Raw genomic sequence first — 12,376 nt, forward strand, 5'->3', positions numbered from 1 at the left:
CGTCTCGCTTCCGAGCAGTCGAAGCGCATGCGCCGAAGGCGCGAGTCTCGACTGCTCGGAAGCGAGACCAAGGGGGCCGCGAACACGCGACGCCGCAGGCGTCGCCAAACAAACACAGCTCAAGCGATATTGAACGGCTCCACCGAACTGCGCACCGAACCGAGCTGCGCCACAACGGCATACGAGCCCGCTGGCACCGGCACCCGGTCGCCCGCGCAGCTGGGCTGTGAGGTCGAGCCCGACCAGGTGACGGTGAAGGCCGCCTGCTCACCGCGGTTGAGTGTGCGCACGTCCGGTTGGCCGTCCGGGTAGCAGTCGGTGCTCGACCACAGCTTGCGCTGGCCGTCGAGGGTGAGCACCGAAACCTGCTGTAGACCCGAGCCGACATCGCGGGAGCACGGCGCCGTCGAGATATTGGTGATCACGATGCCGAACACCGGGGTCTCACCGATTTTGTAGGTGGGTTGTTCCACCGTCACCCGCACCGCGAGCGACTGATCCGGGCACTGGCCCTGCGCCACCGAGCTAGCGCTCGGTGTCGCCGACGCGCTGCCGGATGCCTGCGGCGCACTCGATTGTGCGCTGGTCGACGGCTTGGACGAGGACCCGTCGGTGGAACTGGTCGCCGACGACGAGGTCGCCGCGGCCTGCGTGCTCCCAGGGGCATCGCCGCCACGCGCGAACATCACCACCAACCAGATCACCAGCGCGAGCGCCACGACCAGGATTCCGATAGCGAGAACGCGGCGACGCCAGTAGATCTCCGGAGGCAGCGGTCCATTCGGTTCCAGCACGCCTCAACGGTAAGGGCACGATCGGGCGCAGCGACTCAGGACCCCGGCGTGTCGGCGCGGAAAAGGCGAACGCGGCGATCAACTTTGGGCCCGCACGCTGGGGAAACGCCTGAGCTTTCTTTTCAGACGAGCTCGCCGATGTTGCCGACGACACGTTGCAGCTTCACCTGGCCGTCGACCAGTTTGTATGTGACACAAGCGATCGCACACTCCCCTGTCGCCACCCGCTGGGAAATGATCATCGACCGCTGCATCAGCAGCCTGCTCGTTTCCACCACATGCCTGGCCTCCATCTCGTCGACGGTGGACAGGCCCTCTCTGCGGCCGATCAGGATCGAGGGCATGATCCGCTCGACCACGCTGCGGATGAACCCGCCGGGCACCTCGCCGCCGTCGAGCGCCTCGAGCGTCGCCTTCACCGCGCCGCAGCTGTCGTGCCCGAGTACCACGATGAGCGGCACGTTCAGCACTTGCACGCCGTACTCGATCGAGCCGAGCACCGAGCTGTCGACGACGTGGCCCGCGGTGCGCACCACGAACATGTCGCCGAGGCCCTGGTCGAAGATGAGCTCGGCGGCGACGCGGGAGTCACCGCAACCGAACAGGATTGCGGACGGGTGCTGGCCACTGACGAGCTTGGCTCGGTCCACGGCACCTTGACTAGGATGCAGCAGGTTGCCGTGGACGAAACGCTCGTTGCCCTCGCGGAGGGATTTCCAGGCACTGATCGGGTTGGAATCAGGCATACCGACCATTGTGCACATTGGATTGGTTACCAGCGAGTCGGTTTCGTTACGGGTTGGCAAATATCGACTGGCCGAAACACACGAGGAACGGTGAGGGCGGTGCAGAACAGCGGCGCAGCGCACAACGGTGTAAGGCCACTGAGCAAGGGCTTGACCTCGCATCACGGCATCGACGCTGAAGTGTTGCTGGACTGGTATGAGCAGACCGCGCGTGATCTGCCGTGGCGTCGGACCGAGGTGACGGCCTGGCAGATTCTGATGAGCGAGATCATGCTGCAGCAGACGCCGGTGGTGCGGGTCGAGCCGATCTGGCGCGAATGGGTCGCCCGATGGCCGGTGCCGTCGGCGATGGCGGCTTCGTCGCAGGCCGAGGTGCTGCGCGCCTGGGGCAAGCTCGGGTATCCGCGCCGTGCTCTACGGCTACACGAATGCTCGCGAGTGCTCGCCGAGCAGTACGGCGACGAAGTGCCCGCCGATGTGGACCTGCTACTCGGGCTGCCTGGTATCGGCGCGTACACCGCGCGCGCGGTCGCCTGCTTCGCCTACGGTCAGCGAGTTCCTGTGGTGGACACCAATGTTCGCCGGGTCGTGGCTCGCGCGGTGCACGGCCGCGCGGAGGCCGGTAACCCGTCTTCGCGCGATCTGCCAGAGACCGAGGCCCTGCTGCCACGCCAGATCGACAGGGCAGCGATTTTCTCGGCCGCGCTGATGGAACTCGGCGCGACGGTATGCACCGCACGCACTCCCGGCTGCGACCGTTGTCCACTGCCGCAGTGCGCCTGGGTGGCCGCCGGCAGGCCGGTGTCCGAGGTGGTTCGGCGCACCCAGAAATACGAGGGCACCGACCGGCAGGCTCGCGGCAGACTGCTCGACGTGCTTCGCGACGCCACCGGACCGGTGGAACGTGTGCGCATGGACCTGGCGTGGACGCGCGATCCCGGACAGCGTGACCGCGCGTTGGATTCGCTGCTCGTCGACGGTCTGATCGAACAAACCGTGGATGGCCTGTTCGCCCTCGCCGGCGAGGGCGGGCACCCGGCCTGAGGGCTACTCGCCGAGGCCGACTACTTACCGAGGACCCTGCGCAGGAACTGCTCGACCTCCGCGCGATACCGCTCGGGTTGGTCGTCGTGCACAAGGTGGCCGGAATTCGGGATCTTCACGTAGGCGGCATCCGGGTGAGCGAGGGCCATCTGCCACATCTGCCCCTCCGGCGTGATGGTGAATTCGCCCTCGATCAGCAACGCGGGCACGGTGATCGCCTTCCACTGCGCCCAGAAGTCACGGGTGCCCCACTCCTCGGAGATCGCACGGAAGGTGGCGACCGAGCCGTGCAGCCGGTAGCCGTCGGCCGCCTGCTCGAACGAGTTCAGGAAGTACCGCCCCGCGACCGGGCCGAAGAAGTCGAGCACCGCGCGCTCGTCCGGAAACGGCGGCCACGCCTCGATCATCGCCGCCCAGTTCGCGGCGGTGCGCCCGGTGAAATCCGGCGCTATGTCCTCGACGACGAGCGCGCGCACCCGGCCCGGATACCGCGCGGCGAAGACCCAGCCGTGCAGTCCGCCCATCGAGTGCCCGATCACCACCATGGGTTCGGTGATCTGGGCGGTCGCCGCCGCCAAGTCGTCGATGAACGCCTCGGTGGTCAGTTCTGTCGGCGCCGGTCGGCCGTGCCCGGCGGCGTCGAAGGTATAGACATGCCCGTACCCCCGCAGCCACTCCAACTGATCGCGCCAGGTGCGGGCACTGCCCATCAATCCATGCAGCAGCAGGATCGGCACTCCCGTCCCGCCCTCGTCATGCATGTGTTGATTTTGCCGCGTCTGCGACGCTGGGTGTCCGCGGGGGGCTGGGTTTTCCGGCCAGGCCTCGGGCGCCGCTCGCGACCCCTCGGTCTCGCGTGGTGGTCGCTTCATCGGCGAACGTATTGTCGAACGCATGGCAGTCGTGAAGATCAACGCAATCGAAGTTCCCGAGGGCGCGGGCCCCGAGTTGGAGAAGCGGTTCGCCGCTCGCGCGCATGCGGTGGAGGGCTCGCCCGGGTTCCTGAGCTTCCAGTTGCTGCGGCCGGTCTCCGGTGACAACCGGTACTTCGTTGTCACCCAGTGGGATTCGGAGGAATCCTTCACGGCGTGGCGGGAAGGGCCCGCCCGCGAGGCGCACGCGGGCGAGCGGCAGAAGCCGGTCTCCACGGGTGCGTCGCTCTTGGAATTCGAGGTCGTGCTCGACGTCGCCGCGAAATCCGCCTCCTGAGCGGAGACCCGCACACCCGGCCGCCGACGCGGCCGGGTGACTCGCCGATCGTGGCATCGACAACCCGACATCGTATTGACGGCGAGTGCATTCAGGTGTCACAGTTCGAATGACAAATGCGATGGTGACGTGGTAATTCCGGTGTGAATCCGGAGCGGTCGCGCCACTGTGTTCCATGCATCGGGGGATCATTTCCAGCCCCGGTGCCGGGCAGCCAGACACCGGCGCCGTCGCACCGACCACTCGACGGGACGCGCATCCCTAGGAGGATTCGAATGGCAATCGCGCATTCACCGAGCCGGGCAACCGATTCATTGGCAACACTGCTCATCGCAGTAGGCGTCGTTCTTCTCGCACTTCTCACGCTGTACCTGGTCGGCTTCGACCAAGGTGCCATCTCGCGCAGCGGGATGTACATGCATGAGTTGATGCACGACGGACGTCACCTGCTCGGTGTTCCGTGTCACTGACTTCGCCAACTCCGTCGGCCGTCGTCCCACTGCTCGGTTCACTGAAGACCCTGTTGCTCCGCGGCTTGCTGGCCGGTCTCATCGCCGGTCTGCTTGCCGGAACAGTGGGCTACTTCGTCGGCGAACCCAAGGTGGACGCCGCCATTGCCATCGAAGAGGCCGATTCCGCCAAAGCAGAGGCGCACCAACCTGGTGAGGCGACTGCTGGGCATTCGCACGGCGACGAGGAAGAACCACTGGTGAGCCGGACCGGGCAGAAGGCGGGTCAGTTCCTCGCACTCGGCCTCGCCGGAATGGCGTTCGGCGCCATATTCGCCGCGGCCGCACACTTCGCCCGCCGGTACACCACGCTGTCGGGCCCGCGGCTCGCGATCGGTCTCGCGATCGGCGGTTGGGCGGCGATCGTTGCCGTGCCGTTCTTCAAGTACCCGGCCAATCCGCCCGCGGTGGGTGATCCGGACACGATCAACGAACGCACCTGGCTCTGGGTGGCGGCGGTACTGCTCGGCCTCGCCGCCGTCGGGCTCGGCGTGTTCGTGCACAAAGCCCTTGCGGCACAGCAGGAGACGTTCCGGCTGATCGGCGGTGTCGCGGCCTTCGTGCTGATCGTGGTGCTCGGATACATCCTGCTTCCCGGCATCAACGAGGTGAAAGCGGACTTCCCGGCCAGCCTGCTGTGGCAGTTCCGCGCAGCCTCGCTGGCCGAATCGGCCACCTTGTGGGCGAGCCTCGGGCTCGCCTTCGCGGCACTCACCGAATTCGCGACGCGCGCTAGCACTCCGGTACGAGAGCAGGTCGCTACCACGGGCTGATCCGGAGTTCGGGATATCGAAGGCAGTGTTGGTCTCATGACCGGCACTGCCTTCTCCGTTTGGCCAGCACCCCTGCGCGCCGAACTTCCCGTTCGTCCGCCACGCGCTGTTTCGGTGGCATTCACCGGCCTCGTCGTCGCGCTGCTGTGCGGCGTCGGTGAGGCCCTCACCTATGTCGCGACAAAGCTCGACGGCCCGAACGCTGATGTCGGTTCCCTCGCGGGCGGCCTCGCCGTGCGGGGCGTCATCTACCTGGCGGTTCTCGCCGTCGCCATCCGGATGACACACGGGGCCCGCTGGGCTCGCATCGTCCTGACCATCGGCATCGGCGTCGTCGGCCTTATCTCGCTGATCATCGAACCCGCGGCCGCGACGCTGTCGGCCAAGGAAATCGGCGACCTCTTCGACAACCTGTCCCTGTCCGCGGTGCTCACCGGGATCTTCCGAACGGGGCACGTCCTCGCCGTGCTGATCGCCATCCCCGCGATGTACCACCCCGCCGCTCGCCGCTACTTCCGCGCGGCGGCCAGGTCGTCGTCGTAAGACTTCGTAAAACCACTCGGTTCCTCGCACATCGGCAGTTGTGCGATCAGTGCGAGGAACCGGGAAGTCATGCGAAGACTTCGCTTACGCGAGCGCGGCGTCCAGGGTGATGTTGTCCACGCCGGCCAGCGCCTTACTGACCGGGCAGCCCGCCTTCGCTGCCGCGGCCGCGGCTGCGAAACCGTCGGCATCGAGGCCGGAGACCGCGCCGCGGACGGTCAGCTTGATGCCGCTGATGCGGAATCCGCCGTCCGGGTCCGGGCCGAGGGTGACATCGGCGGTGACATCCAGGCTCTCCGGGGTGCCGCCCGCGTTGGCGATCTGCGCCGAGAGGGCCATCGCGAAGCACGAGGAATGCGCCGCCGCGATCAGTTCCTCCGGGCTGGTCGTGCCGTCGGCATCGTCGGCGGCACGCTTCGGGAACGACACGTCGTACTTGCCGACTCCGGAGCTGGCCAGCTCGACCTGTCCCGACCCCTCCTGGAGAGTGCCGGTCCAAGCGGTGCGCGCGGTACGTGTGGGCATCACGGTCCTTTCGATGATGTTCGAAACTCGGTTTCCGCTCGAACCTATAGGGAGGGCCGGGCACACCGCTATCCCACTACTCCGGGTTGGTGACACGGGCCAGCACGATGCCGCCGAGGATCAGCGATAGCGAGAGCATTCTGCCCGCGCTGACGGGGTCCTTGTTGACGATGACGCCGAGGCCGATCGCACCGACCGCGCCGATGCCGGTGAAGATCGCGTAAGAGGTGCCGACGGGCAGGGTCTGCATGGCGCGGGAGAGCAGATATACCGCGACGGTGCCCAGGACGAAGCAGATGACGGTGGGGACGAGGCGGGTGAAGTTCTCGGTGGGTTTGATGCTCTGTGACCAGACGATCTCCACCAAACCGGCTAGGCCGAGGACGACCCAGTTCATGTCAGTACTCCTTGGCGAGGTTGCGTGCCGACTCGATGGCGGCGGCGTAGGACGCGTCGTGCTCGCCGCGCAGTTTCGCCATCAGCGGATCTTGGCGGGAGTTGGCCAGTTCGGCATTCACGAAAACGGTGTCGTGCACCGCGTAGTGGCCCGCGAAGAAATCGCGCAGGTAGCGCTCCTGGTAGTCGTATGCGGCCTTGGGCGCCCCGGGTGAGTAGGCGCCACCACGGGCTGTCATGACAATGAATCGCCTGTGTCCCAATGACATTCGAGGGAACGTCACCTGATCGAGCCAGGCCTTGAGCGAGGCGGGTATCGAGTAGTTGTACATCGGCGTTCCGATCAGGATTACGTCGGCGGCCAGCATTTCCCCGAGCAGCGGTGCCACGATCGCCCAGGCTTCGGCCTGTGCGGGGGTACGCACCAGCTCGGGAAGTCGATCCAGATCGGTGTTGCCGATGGCGAGCACCGCGTCGCACAGCTCGGTCCATGCCTCGTCGATGAACGGCACCGGATTCGCCGCGAGATCCCGATAGAGGTAGTCGCCTTCAAGATTCTCGGCGCGCCAGGACTCGGCGAAAGCGGCGCTCAGCTCTCGACTGATCGACGTGCGACGGGCGCTCGCATCGAGGTGCAGCAGTGTGCTCATTTCAGGCCTCCAACTAACTGGACAGTATGTCCGCTTCATTCCGAGGATGACGTTAGCCGATAAGTGGACGTTTCGTCCACTTGATTGGAAATCGACTACAGTCGCGGACATGGAACCCCGATCCGACCTGTTCACCGACGTTTCACTCGGTGCGACAACGCAACGCGAAGCAACCGCGTCCCCGCCAGTCGAGCGCACCGACGCGGCACGTAACCGAGCCAAGGTGCTCGCCGCGGCCGCCGAACTGTTCGCCACACGCGACCCGCGCACCGTGACGATGGACGACATCGCCAAAGCGGCCGGAGTCGGCCGCGGCACGCTCTATCGCCGTTATCCGGACAAGAATTCGATAGCGGTCGCGCTACTGGACGAGCACGAACACGCGTTGCAGGAGAAGTTGCTGCGCGGCGATCCACCGCTGGGCCCCGGCGCACCGCCGGACGAGCGTCTCGCGGCCTTCTACGGTGCAATGGTCGAATTACTCGAGGCACATGCGCATTTGGTGCTCGGCGCCGAGACAGGTGGGGCCCGATTCCGAACCGGCGCGTACGGGTTCTGGTACTTGCATGTACGGTCGCTGCTTACCGCAGCGGGCGTGAAAGATACTGACGCACTGGTCGATCCACTGCTCGCACCATTGGCCGCGGAAGTCTTTCAGCACCAACGCGCCCGCGGCCTGAGCGCCGCGCAGATTACCGCGGCATTGCAGAAACTCGCTCATTTCACCCTCGGTTCGGCAACGAGTTGATCCGCTTTCCGCTGAACCCGGCAGCACGACGAAACCGCTGACGACTGTTGTCCGCCAGCGGTTTCGAGGTATTCGCATTTCCTGATATTCAGGCCATATCGCGCCGGCGTACCAGCCACAATGTGCCCGCCGCGAAAACAGCGACGTACACCGTGAGCGCGATCAACGACTCGGTCCGCGACAGGATATCGAGCACACCCGGTGTAGCCGGGCCCTGCACCGTACGCATGGCACCGGCCATCGAACCCGCGGCCGTTCCCGGCAGATGATCGGTGATCATCCTGATCGGCTCGAATATAGCCGCGACACCGCGTAATAGATTCTCCACAACAAGCACCCAGACCAGTCCGAGTCCGACAGCGAGCGCGGGTCCGCGGGCGATTGCCCCGATCAGCGCGCCCGCCAGCGTCCACATTCCGAGAATCGCGGCGCCGGTGATGATTCCGTTCACGGCCTGCCCGAAATCGGGCAGCGCGAGCGACTGCGACTGCGACACCGCGATCATCGACGCGACCCCGATATCCGCCGCGAATGCGACGTATACCAATGCGATGACGACCAACGCCAGGCTTACCACCGCACCCGCGACCGCGGAAACCCGCGACGGCCCCTGGGTCAGGACTGTTTTCCAGGTGCCCCAGCCATATCCGCTGCCGATGGTCAGCGCGCCGAGGATGAGCATCAGCGCACCGCCGAACATCGCCATGCCCTGGGTGAAGACTCCCGGGACGGCGGCGGGCAGCATTTGCTGTAGCAGCGCATCCTTGGGCAGCCCGTTCGACATCCGCGAGGATTCACCCGAGCTGTAGGCGAGATAGTTGAACAGGTACGAGAACGTGAGATTCAACAGAATCCAGGTGCCGAGAATGATCCAGAACGCGGGCCATTTCCGCAGCCGAAGCAACTCCGCGCCGGTGCTCGCCAACAGATCTTTCATTGCCTGCCCGGTCATTTCGCCGCCTCCAGCTGGGTCATTTCGAAGAAGACCTCTTCGAGGGATTTCTCGTCGATCCGAAGCTCCAGCAGATCCGCACCGGCCGCGACCACCGCGCGGGCGATCGCCGGTGCGGCCTCGACAGCGGATTCGATCCGAATACCGCCCACCGTCAGCAGCGCGGCACGATCGCCGACCACCCGCCGCACCGCGGGTAAGGCCAGCTCGAGCGGCTCGGCGCGCAGCAGTAGCGAAGAGGCGCCGCGCAATTCGGCGACGGTGGATTCCACGATCAGCTTGCCGCCGGAGATCACCCCGACCCGGTCGCAGATCTCCTGCACCTCGCTGAGCATGTGACTCGACAGCAGCACCGTGTGCCCATCGGCGGCGAGAGTCGTGATCAGCTCTCGCATTTCGGCCATACCCTGCGGGTCGAGACCGTTGGTCGGCTCGTCGAGGATCAGCAGATCGGGGTGGCCGAGCAGCGCCGCGCCGACGCCGAGGCGCTGCTTCATGCCGAGTGAGTAGGTGCGGAACTTGTCGTCGGCTCGGCCCGCGAGTCCGACGCGGTCCAGCGCCTCCTCCACCTCGGCGCGGCCGAGTGCGCGATATTTCGCGAGCACCCGCAGGTTGTCGCGACCGGACAGGTAGGGATAGAAGCCGGGCCCCTCGATGAGCACACCGATTCGGCGGACCGCCGCGGGATCACCTGGCGGACGGCCGAGCACGGTCGCGGTGCCGCTGCTCGGGCGGATCAATCCGACCAGCATTCGCAACGTGGTCGTTTTGCCCGCCCCGTTCGGGCCGAGGAATCCGTAGATCTCGCCCGCCGCGACACTCATCTGCACTCCGTCGACGGCGGTGTTGGGGCCGTAGCGTTTGGTCAGCCCCGCGGTGACCACGATGGAATCTTTCATGCATCGAGAATCCGCCACCGACCGGTTCCGCCGCATCCGTCGCGCGGCGCTGTCCGACATACGTATCTGGGCCTACAGCCGCGACGTACACAGCAAATACGCAGCGCGGCGGACGCCGAGTCGAGCGCGGCCTAATAGGCTGCAAGGGTGACAGCGCCAGGGGAATCGAAACGTGGCCCAGTCGTTCGGGACTTGGTCCTCGCGTTCGTCGTCGGGGTGATCCAACTTGTCGGTGGCGCCAATGCCAACATGCGCCAGACCGGCGCACACTCGCTGGACGTGCTCGGCTATGCGCTGTTGCTCGTCGGACCCGTCGCGCTGATTATGCGGCGATCGCAGCCGCTGCCCGTGCTGCTCGTAACGATCACATCCTGCGCGGTGTATCTGCTGCGCGGCTACGGCTACGGCCCGATCTTCATTTCACTGGTGATCGCCTTCATCTCCGCGGCGGTCATCGGATCACGTTGGTGGACATACCCACTCGTACCGATCGGCTATCTCATGCTGGTCTGGCCACTGCCCGCGCTGATCGGGCACCCCGCCAACCCGTGGCTGGCATTCGGCATGATCGCCTGGCTCGGCGTGCTGATATCGATCGCGGAGGGCATCCGGCAGCGGCAGGCGGTGCTGCTGGCGCGCAGGCAGCGGGCCGAGGCGGCCCGACGCGACGAGGAGGCGCAACAGCAGCGCCGCGCTAGCGAGGAGCGGCTTGCTATCGCGCGCGAGCTGCACGATGTGCTGGCACACAGTCTTTCGCTGATCAACGTGCAGTCCTCGGTGGCCTTGGAACTGTTCGATAAGAAGCCGCAGCAGGCGGAGTCCGCGCTCGCCGCGATCAAGGCCGCGAGCAAGGACGCACTCGCAGAGGTGCACACACTGTTGCACGCGATCCGCACCGGCGCGACGGCCGCCGAGGTCGAGCAGACCACGGCCGAACAGCCGCGTGCGCCGATCAACGGCACCTCGCGCGAGTTGGACACAGACCGTGATTCGAAGCGGGCACACCGCGATTCGGTTCCCGCCGACCGCGGGCCGTCCGAACAACAGCCACCACCGCTTCGCTCCGTCCCCGCACCACGGACGCCAGCACCGAGCATCGAAGACCTGGACACCCTTTTGCAGCGGGCCCGCGCGGCAGGATTGGTCGTGAACACCCGCGTAATCGGCACCGCACACCGCCTGCCGAGCGTTATCGACGTGGCGGCGGCCAGGCTCATCCAGGAATCGCTCACCAACGTGGTGCGTCACGCGCCGGGTGCCGCGGCGACGGTGACGGTGCGCTACGCGGCGGACTCGGTCGACATCACCGTCGACAACACCCGCCCCACCGGCACACCATCGAGGTCGGGATCCAGCGGTGGCAACGGTGTCATCGGCATGCGTGAGCGAGCGCACGCGCTCGGCGGCGCACTCACCGCTGGTCCACGACCGAGCGGTGGGTTCAGGGTCGCCGCCCGGCTGCCGTCCAGGGTGCCGACACAGGACGCGGGCAGCCCGAGCGGTTCCACTACCCGGGAGGTGTGATGACAGCCCCTCGCGCGAGCGTGGCGAATATTCGCGTTCTGGTCGCCGACGATCAGGCCCTGGTGCGCGGCGGTTTCGTCGCGCTGCTCGAGGCCCAGGACGGCATCGAGGTGATCGGTGAGGCCGACAATGGCGAACAAGCCGTCCGGATGACCCGCGCGCTGGCACCCGATGTGGTGCTTATGGACATCAGAATGCCGATTCTGGACGGGCTCGCGGCCACCAGAATGATCGCGGAGGATCCGAAACTCACCGAGGTGAGGGTGGTCGTGCTGACTACCTTCGAACTCGACGAATACGTCTTCGAGGCCATGCGCGCCGGCGCGACGGGTTTCCTGGTCAAACACACCGAACCGGCCGACCTCGTGCGCGCCATCCGGGTGGTCGCCGCAGGTGACGCACTGCTGTCCCCCGGCGTCACCCGCCGCCTGATCGCCGAATTCTCCACACACGCCAAACAGCCACCGCCCGCGGCGTTCACCGAACTCACCGACCGTGAGCGCGAGGTGATGACCCTGGTGGCCGAGGGCCTCACCAATGCCGAAATCGCCGAGCGCCTCTTCATGAGCCCGGCCACCGCCCGTACCCACGTGAGCCGCATCCTGATGAAGCTCGGCGCACGCGACCGCACGCAACTCGTTGTGATGGCCTACGAATCCGGTTTGGTCCGACCCGGCTGGCAGTAATGCCGCCCACCGCGATCTCGTACGCGCCGAGACGTACGCCAGGCAGCGCCGCGCGGCCGATGCCCGGGTAGCGGTGTGCGGCGCAGGCTTTCGTTATGAACATTTTCACCCAACCCGAGACCGTGACCTTCCTTGCCGACCACTACGACAACGGCTGGCACCCGTGGCCGTTCTTCTGGATCTTCCCGCTGCTGTTCTGGGTCACCTTCATCGTCATCGTGTTCTTCGCCCGTCGTCGATTCATCGGCCACCAGAGCGGAATCGGCGCACTGCGCACCGCATTCGCTCGCGGCGAGATCACCGAAGACCAGTACCGCAGCAGGCTGGCCGTGCTGCGCGAATCGAAGCAACGACCCACCAAGAACTGACGGCGACCGA

17 protein-coding genes are annotated in these 12,376 nt (G+C 66.1%); 9 read left to right on the forward strand and 8 right to left on the reverse strand.

Going from position 1 to position 12,376, the window contains the following annotated elements:
* Window positions 1–119: 119 nt before the first annotated feature.
* Together ACLMAJ_RS13955 and ACLMAJ_RS13960 are read right to left on the reverse strand one after the other, a co-directional pair.
* Complete coding sequence (locus ACLMAJ_RS13955) at window positions 120–794, reverse strand: hypothetical protein (RefSeq protein ID WP_412014085.1); 675 nt, start codon at window positions 792–794, stop codon at window positions 120–122.
* A gap of 122 nt (window positions 795–916) precedes the next feature.
* A complete protein-coding gene (locus ACLMAJ_RS13960) occupies window positions 917–1,540 on the reverse strand; it encodes a carbonic anhydrase (RefSeq protein ID WP_412014086.1) in 624 nt (207 codons plus the stop codon).
* A gap of 150 nt (window positions 1,541–1,690) precedes the next feature.
* Here ACLMAJ_RS13960 and ACLMAJ_RS13965 point away from each other — a divergent pair, with 150 nt between their 5' ends.
* On the forward strand, window positions 1,691–2,584 hold the full coding sequence (locus ACLMAJ_RS13965) for an HhH-GPD family protein (protein ID WP_412014416.1): 894 nt from the start codon (window positions 1,691–1,693) through the stop codon (window positions 2,582–2,584).
* 20 nt (window positions 2,585–2,604) lie between these two features.
* Here ACLMAJ_RS13965 and ACLMAJ_RS13970 read toward each other — a convergent pair whose 3' ends face one another.
* A complete protein-coding gene (locus tag ACLMAJ_RS13970) occupies window positions 2,605–3,345 on the reverse strand; it encodes an alpha/beta fold hydrolase (RefSeq protein ID WP_412014087.1) in 741 nt (246 codons plus the stop codon).
* 133 nt (window positions 3,346–3,478) lie between these two features.
* Between ACLMAJ_RS13970 and ACLMAJ_RS13975 the strand changes: the two genes are divergently transcribed.
* The 4 genes from ACLMAJ_RS13975 to ACLMAJ_RS13990 all read left to right on the forward strand — a co-directional run bounded on the left by ACLMAJ_RS13975 (window position 3,479) and on the right by ACLMAJ_RS13990 (window position 5,618).
* A complete protein-coding gene (locus ACLMAJ_RS13975) occupies window positions 3,479–3,793 on the forward strand; it encodes an antibiotic biosynthesis monooxygenase family protein (protein ID WP_412014088.1) in 315 nt (104 codons plus the stop codon).
* A gap of 275 nt (window positions 3,794–4,068) precedes the next feature.
* Window positions 4,069–4,263 carry a CbtB domain-containing protein gene (locus tag ACLMAJ_RS13980; RefSeq protein ID WP_412014089.1) on the forward strand — a complete coding sequence of 65 codons (195 nt, stop codon included), beginning with the start codon at window positions 4,069–4,071 and terminating at the stop codon, window positions 4,261–4,263.
* Window positions 4,254–5,075 carry a CbtA family protein gene (locus ACLMAJ_RS13985; protein WP_412014090.1) on the forward strand — a complete coding sequence of 274 codons (822 nt, stop codon included), beginning with the start codon at window positions 4,254–4,256 and terminating at the stop codon, window positions 5,073–5,075. Before ACLMAJ_RS13980 ends, ACLMAJ_RS13985 begins: the two co-directional genes overlap by 10 nt.
* Before the next feature lie 36 nt (window positions 5,076–5,111).
* Window positions 5,112–5,618, forward strand: a complete 507-nt coding sequence (locus tag ACLMAJ_RS13990; protein ID WP_412014091.1) for a hypothetical protein — start codon at window positions 5,112–5,114, stop codon at window positions 5,616–5,618.
* Window positions 5,619–5,702: 84 nt separating this feature from the next.
* Here the strand turns inward: ACLMAJ_RS13990 and ACLMAJ_RS13995 are convergent, their stop codons facing one another.
* The 3 genes from ACLMAJ_RS13995 to ACLMAJ_RS14005 form a co-directional block, all read right to left on the reverse strand.
* On the reverse strand, window positions 5,703–6,143 hold the full coding sequence (locus tag ACLMAJ_RS13995; protein WP_412014093.1) for an OsmC family peroxiredoxin: 441 nt from the start codon (window positions 6,141–6,143) through the stop codon (window positions 5,703–5,705).
* A gap of 76 nt (window positions 6,144–6,219) precedes the next feature.
* Entirely contained in the window at window positions 6,220–6,540 is a 321-nt protein-coding gene (locus tag ACLMAJ_RS14000) for a DMT family transporter (RefSeq protein ID WP_412014094.1), read from the reverse strand.
* A gap of 1 nt (window position 6,541) precedes the next feature.
* A complete protein-coding gene (locus ACLMAJ_RS14005; protein ID WP_412014095.1) occupies window positions 6,542–7,189 on the reverse strand; it encodes an FMN-dependent NADH-azoreductase in 648 nt (215 codons plus the stop codon).
* Window positions 7,190–7,298: 109 nt separating this feature from the next.
* On the opposite strand from ACLMAJ_RS14005, the gene ACLMAJ_RS14010 reads away from it, so the two are divergent.
* Window positions 7,299–7,937: a TetR/AcrR family transcriptional regulator gene (locus tag ACLMAJ_RS14010; RefSeq protein ID WP_412014096.1), complete on the forward strand. Its 639-nt coding sequence runs from the start codon at window positions 7,299–7,301 to the stop codon at window positions 7,935–7,937.
* Window positions 7,938–8,025: 88 nt separating this feature from the next.
* Here the strand turns inward: ACLMAJ_RS14010 and ACLMAJ_RS14015 are convergent, their stop codons facing one another.
* Together ACLMAJ_RS14015 and ACLMAJ_RS14020 are read right to left on the reverse strand one after the other, a co-directional pair.
* A complete protein-coding gene (locus ACLMAJ_RS14015; RefSeq protein WP_412014097.1) occupies window positions 8,026–8,889 on the reverse strand; it encodes an ABC-2 transporter permease in 864 nt (287 codons plus the stop codon).
* Window positions 8,886–9,788 (reverse strand): ABC transporter ATP-binding protein, encoded by a 903-nt coding sequence (locus ACLMAJ_RS14020; protein ID WP_412014098.1) that lies wholly within the window; start codon window positions 9,786–9,788, stop codon window positions 8,886–8,888. The genes ACLMAJ_RS14015 and ACLMAJ_RS14020 overlap by 4 nt, the downstream gene beginning before the upstream one ends.
* Window positions 9,789–9,935: 147 nt before the next feature.
* Between ACLMAJ_RS14020 and ACLMAJ_RS14025 the strand changes: the two genes are divergently transcribed.
* From ACLMAJ_RS14025 to ACLMAJ_RS14035, 3 genes are all read left to right on the forward strand, one after another.
* A complete protein-coding gene (locus ACLMAJ_RS14025; RefSeq protein WP_412014099.1) occupies window positions 9,936–11,312 on the forward strand; it encodes a histidine kinase in 1,377 nt (458 codons plus the stop codon).
* Entirely contained in the window at window positions 11,312–11,998 is a 687-nt protein-coding gene (locus ACLMAJ_RS14030) for a response regulator (RefSeq protein ID WP_412014100.1), read from the forward strand. Before ACLMAJ_RS14025 ends, ACLMAJ_RS14030 begins: the two co-directional genes overlap by 1 nt.
* Before the next feature lie 95 nt (window positions 11,999–12,093).
* Window positions 12,094–12,366, forward strand: a complete 273-nt coding sequence (locus ACLMAJ_RS14035) for an SHOCT domain-containing protein (protein WP_412014101.1) — start codon at window positions 12,094–12,096, stop codon at window positions 12,364–12,366.
* Window positions 12,367–12,376: the final 10 nt, after the last annotated feature.

The organism is Nocardia arseniciresistens, assembly GCF_046764875.1.
Lineage (GTDB): Bacteria > Actinomycetota > Actinomycetes > Mycobacteriales > Mycobacteriaceae > Nocardia > Nocardia arseniciresistens.

Coding starts and splice junctions, on each gene's coding strand:
- ACLMAJ_RS13995 (WP_412014093.1), bottom strand. CDS start 6,143: ATGCCCACACGTACCGCGCGCACCGCTTGGACCGGCACTCTCCAGGAG.
- ACLMAJ_RS14005 (WP_412014095.1), bottom strand. CDS start 7,189: ATGAGCACACTGCTGCACCTCGATGCGAGCGCCCGTCGCACGTCGATC.
- ACLMAJ_RS13990 (WP_412014091.1), top strand. CDS start 5,112: ATGACCGGCACTGCCTTCTCCGTTTGGCCAGCACCCCTGCGCGCCGAA.
- ACLMAJ_RS14020 (WP_412014098.1), bottom strand. CDS start 9,788: ATGAAAGATTCCATCGTGGTCACCGCGGGGCTGACCAAACGCTACGGC.
- ACLMAJ_RS14030 (WP_412014100.1), top strand. CDS start 11,312: ATGACAGCCCCTCGCGCGAGCGTGGCGAATATTCGCGTTCTGGTCGCC.
- ACLMAJ_RS14015 (WP_412014097.1), bottom strand. CDS start 8,889: ATGACCGGGCAGGCAATGAAAGATCTGTTGGCGAGCACCGGCGCGGAG.
- ACLMAJ_RS14035 (WP_412014101.1), top strand. CDS start 12,094: ATGAACATTTTCACCCAACCCGAGACCGTGACCTTCCTTGCCGACCAC.
- ACLMAJ_RS13980 (WP_412014089.1), top strand. CDS start 4,069: ATGGCAATCGCGCATTCACCGAGCCGGGCAACCGATTCATTGGCAACA.
- ACLMAJ_RS13975 (WP_412014088.1), top strand. CDS start 3,479: ATGGCAGTCGTGAAGATCAACGCAATCGAAGTTCCCGAGGGCGCGGGC.
- ACLMAJ_RS13970 (WP_412014087.1), bottom strand. CDS start 3,345: ATGCATGACGAGGGCGGGACGGGAGTGCCGATCCTGCTGCTGCATGGA.
- ACLMAJ_RS13960 (WP_412014086.1), bottom strand. CDS start 1,540: ATGCCTGATTCCAACCCGATCAGTGCCTGGAAATCCCTCCGCGAGGGC.
- ACLMAJ_RS14000 (WP_412014094.1), bottom strand. CDS start 6,540: ATGAACTGGGTCGTCCTCGGCCTAGCCGGTTTGGTGGAGATCGTCTGG.
- ACLMAJ_RS14010 (WP_412014096.1), top strand. CDS start 7,299: ATGGAACCCCGATCCGACCTGTTCACCGACGTTTCACTCGGTGCGACA.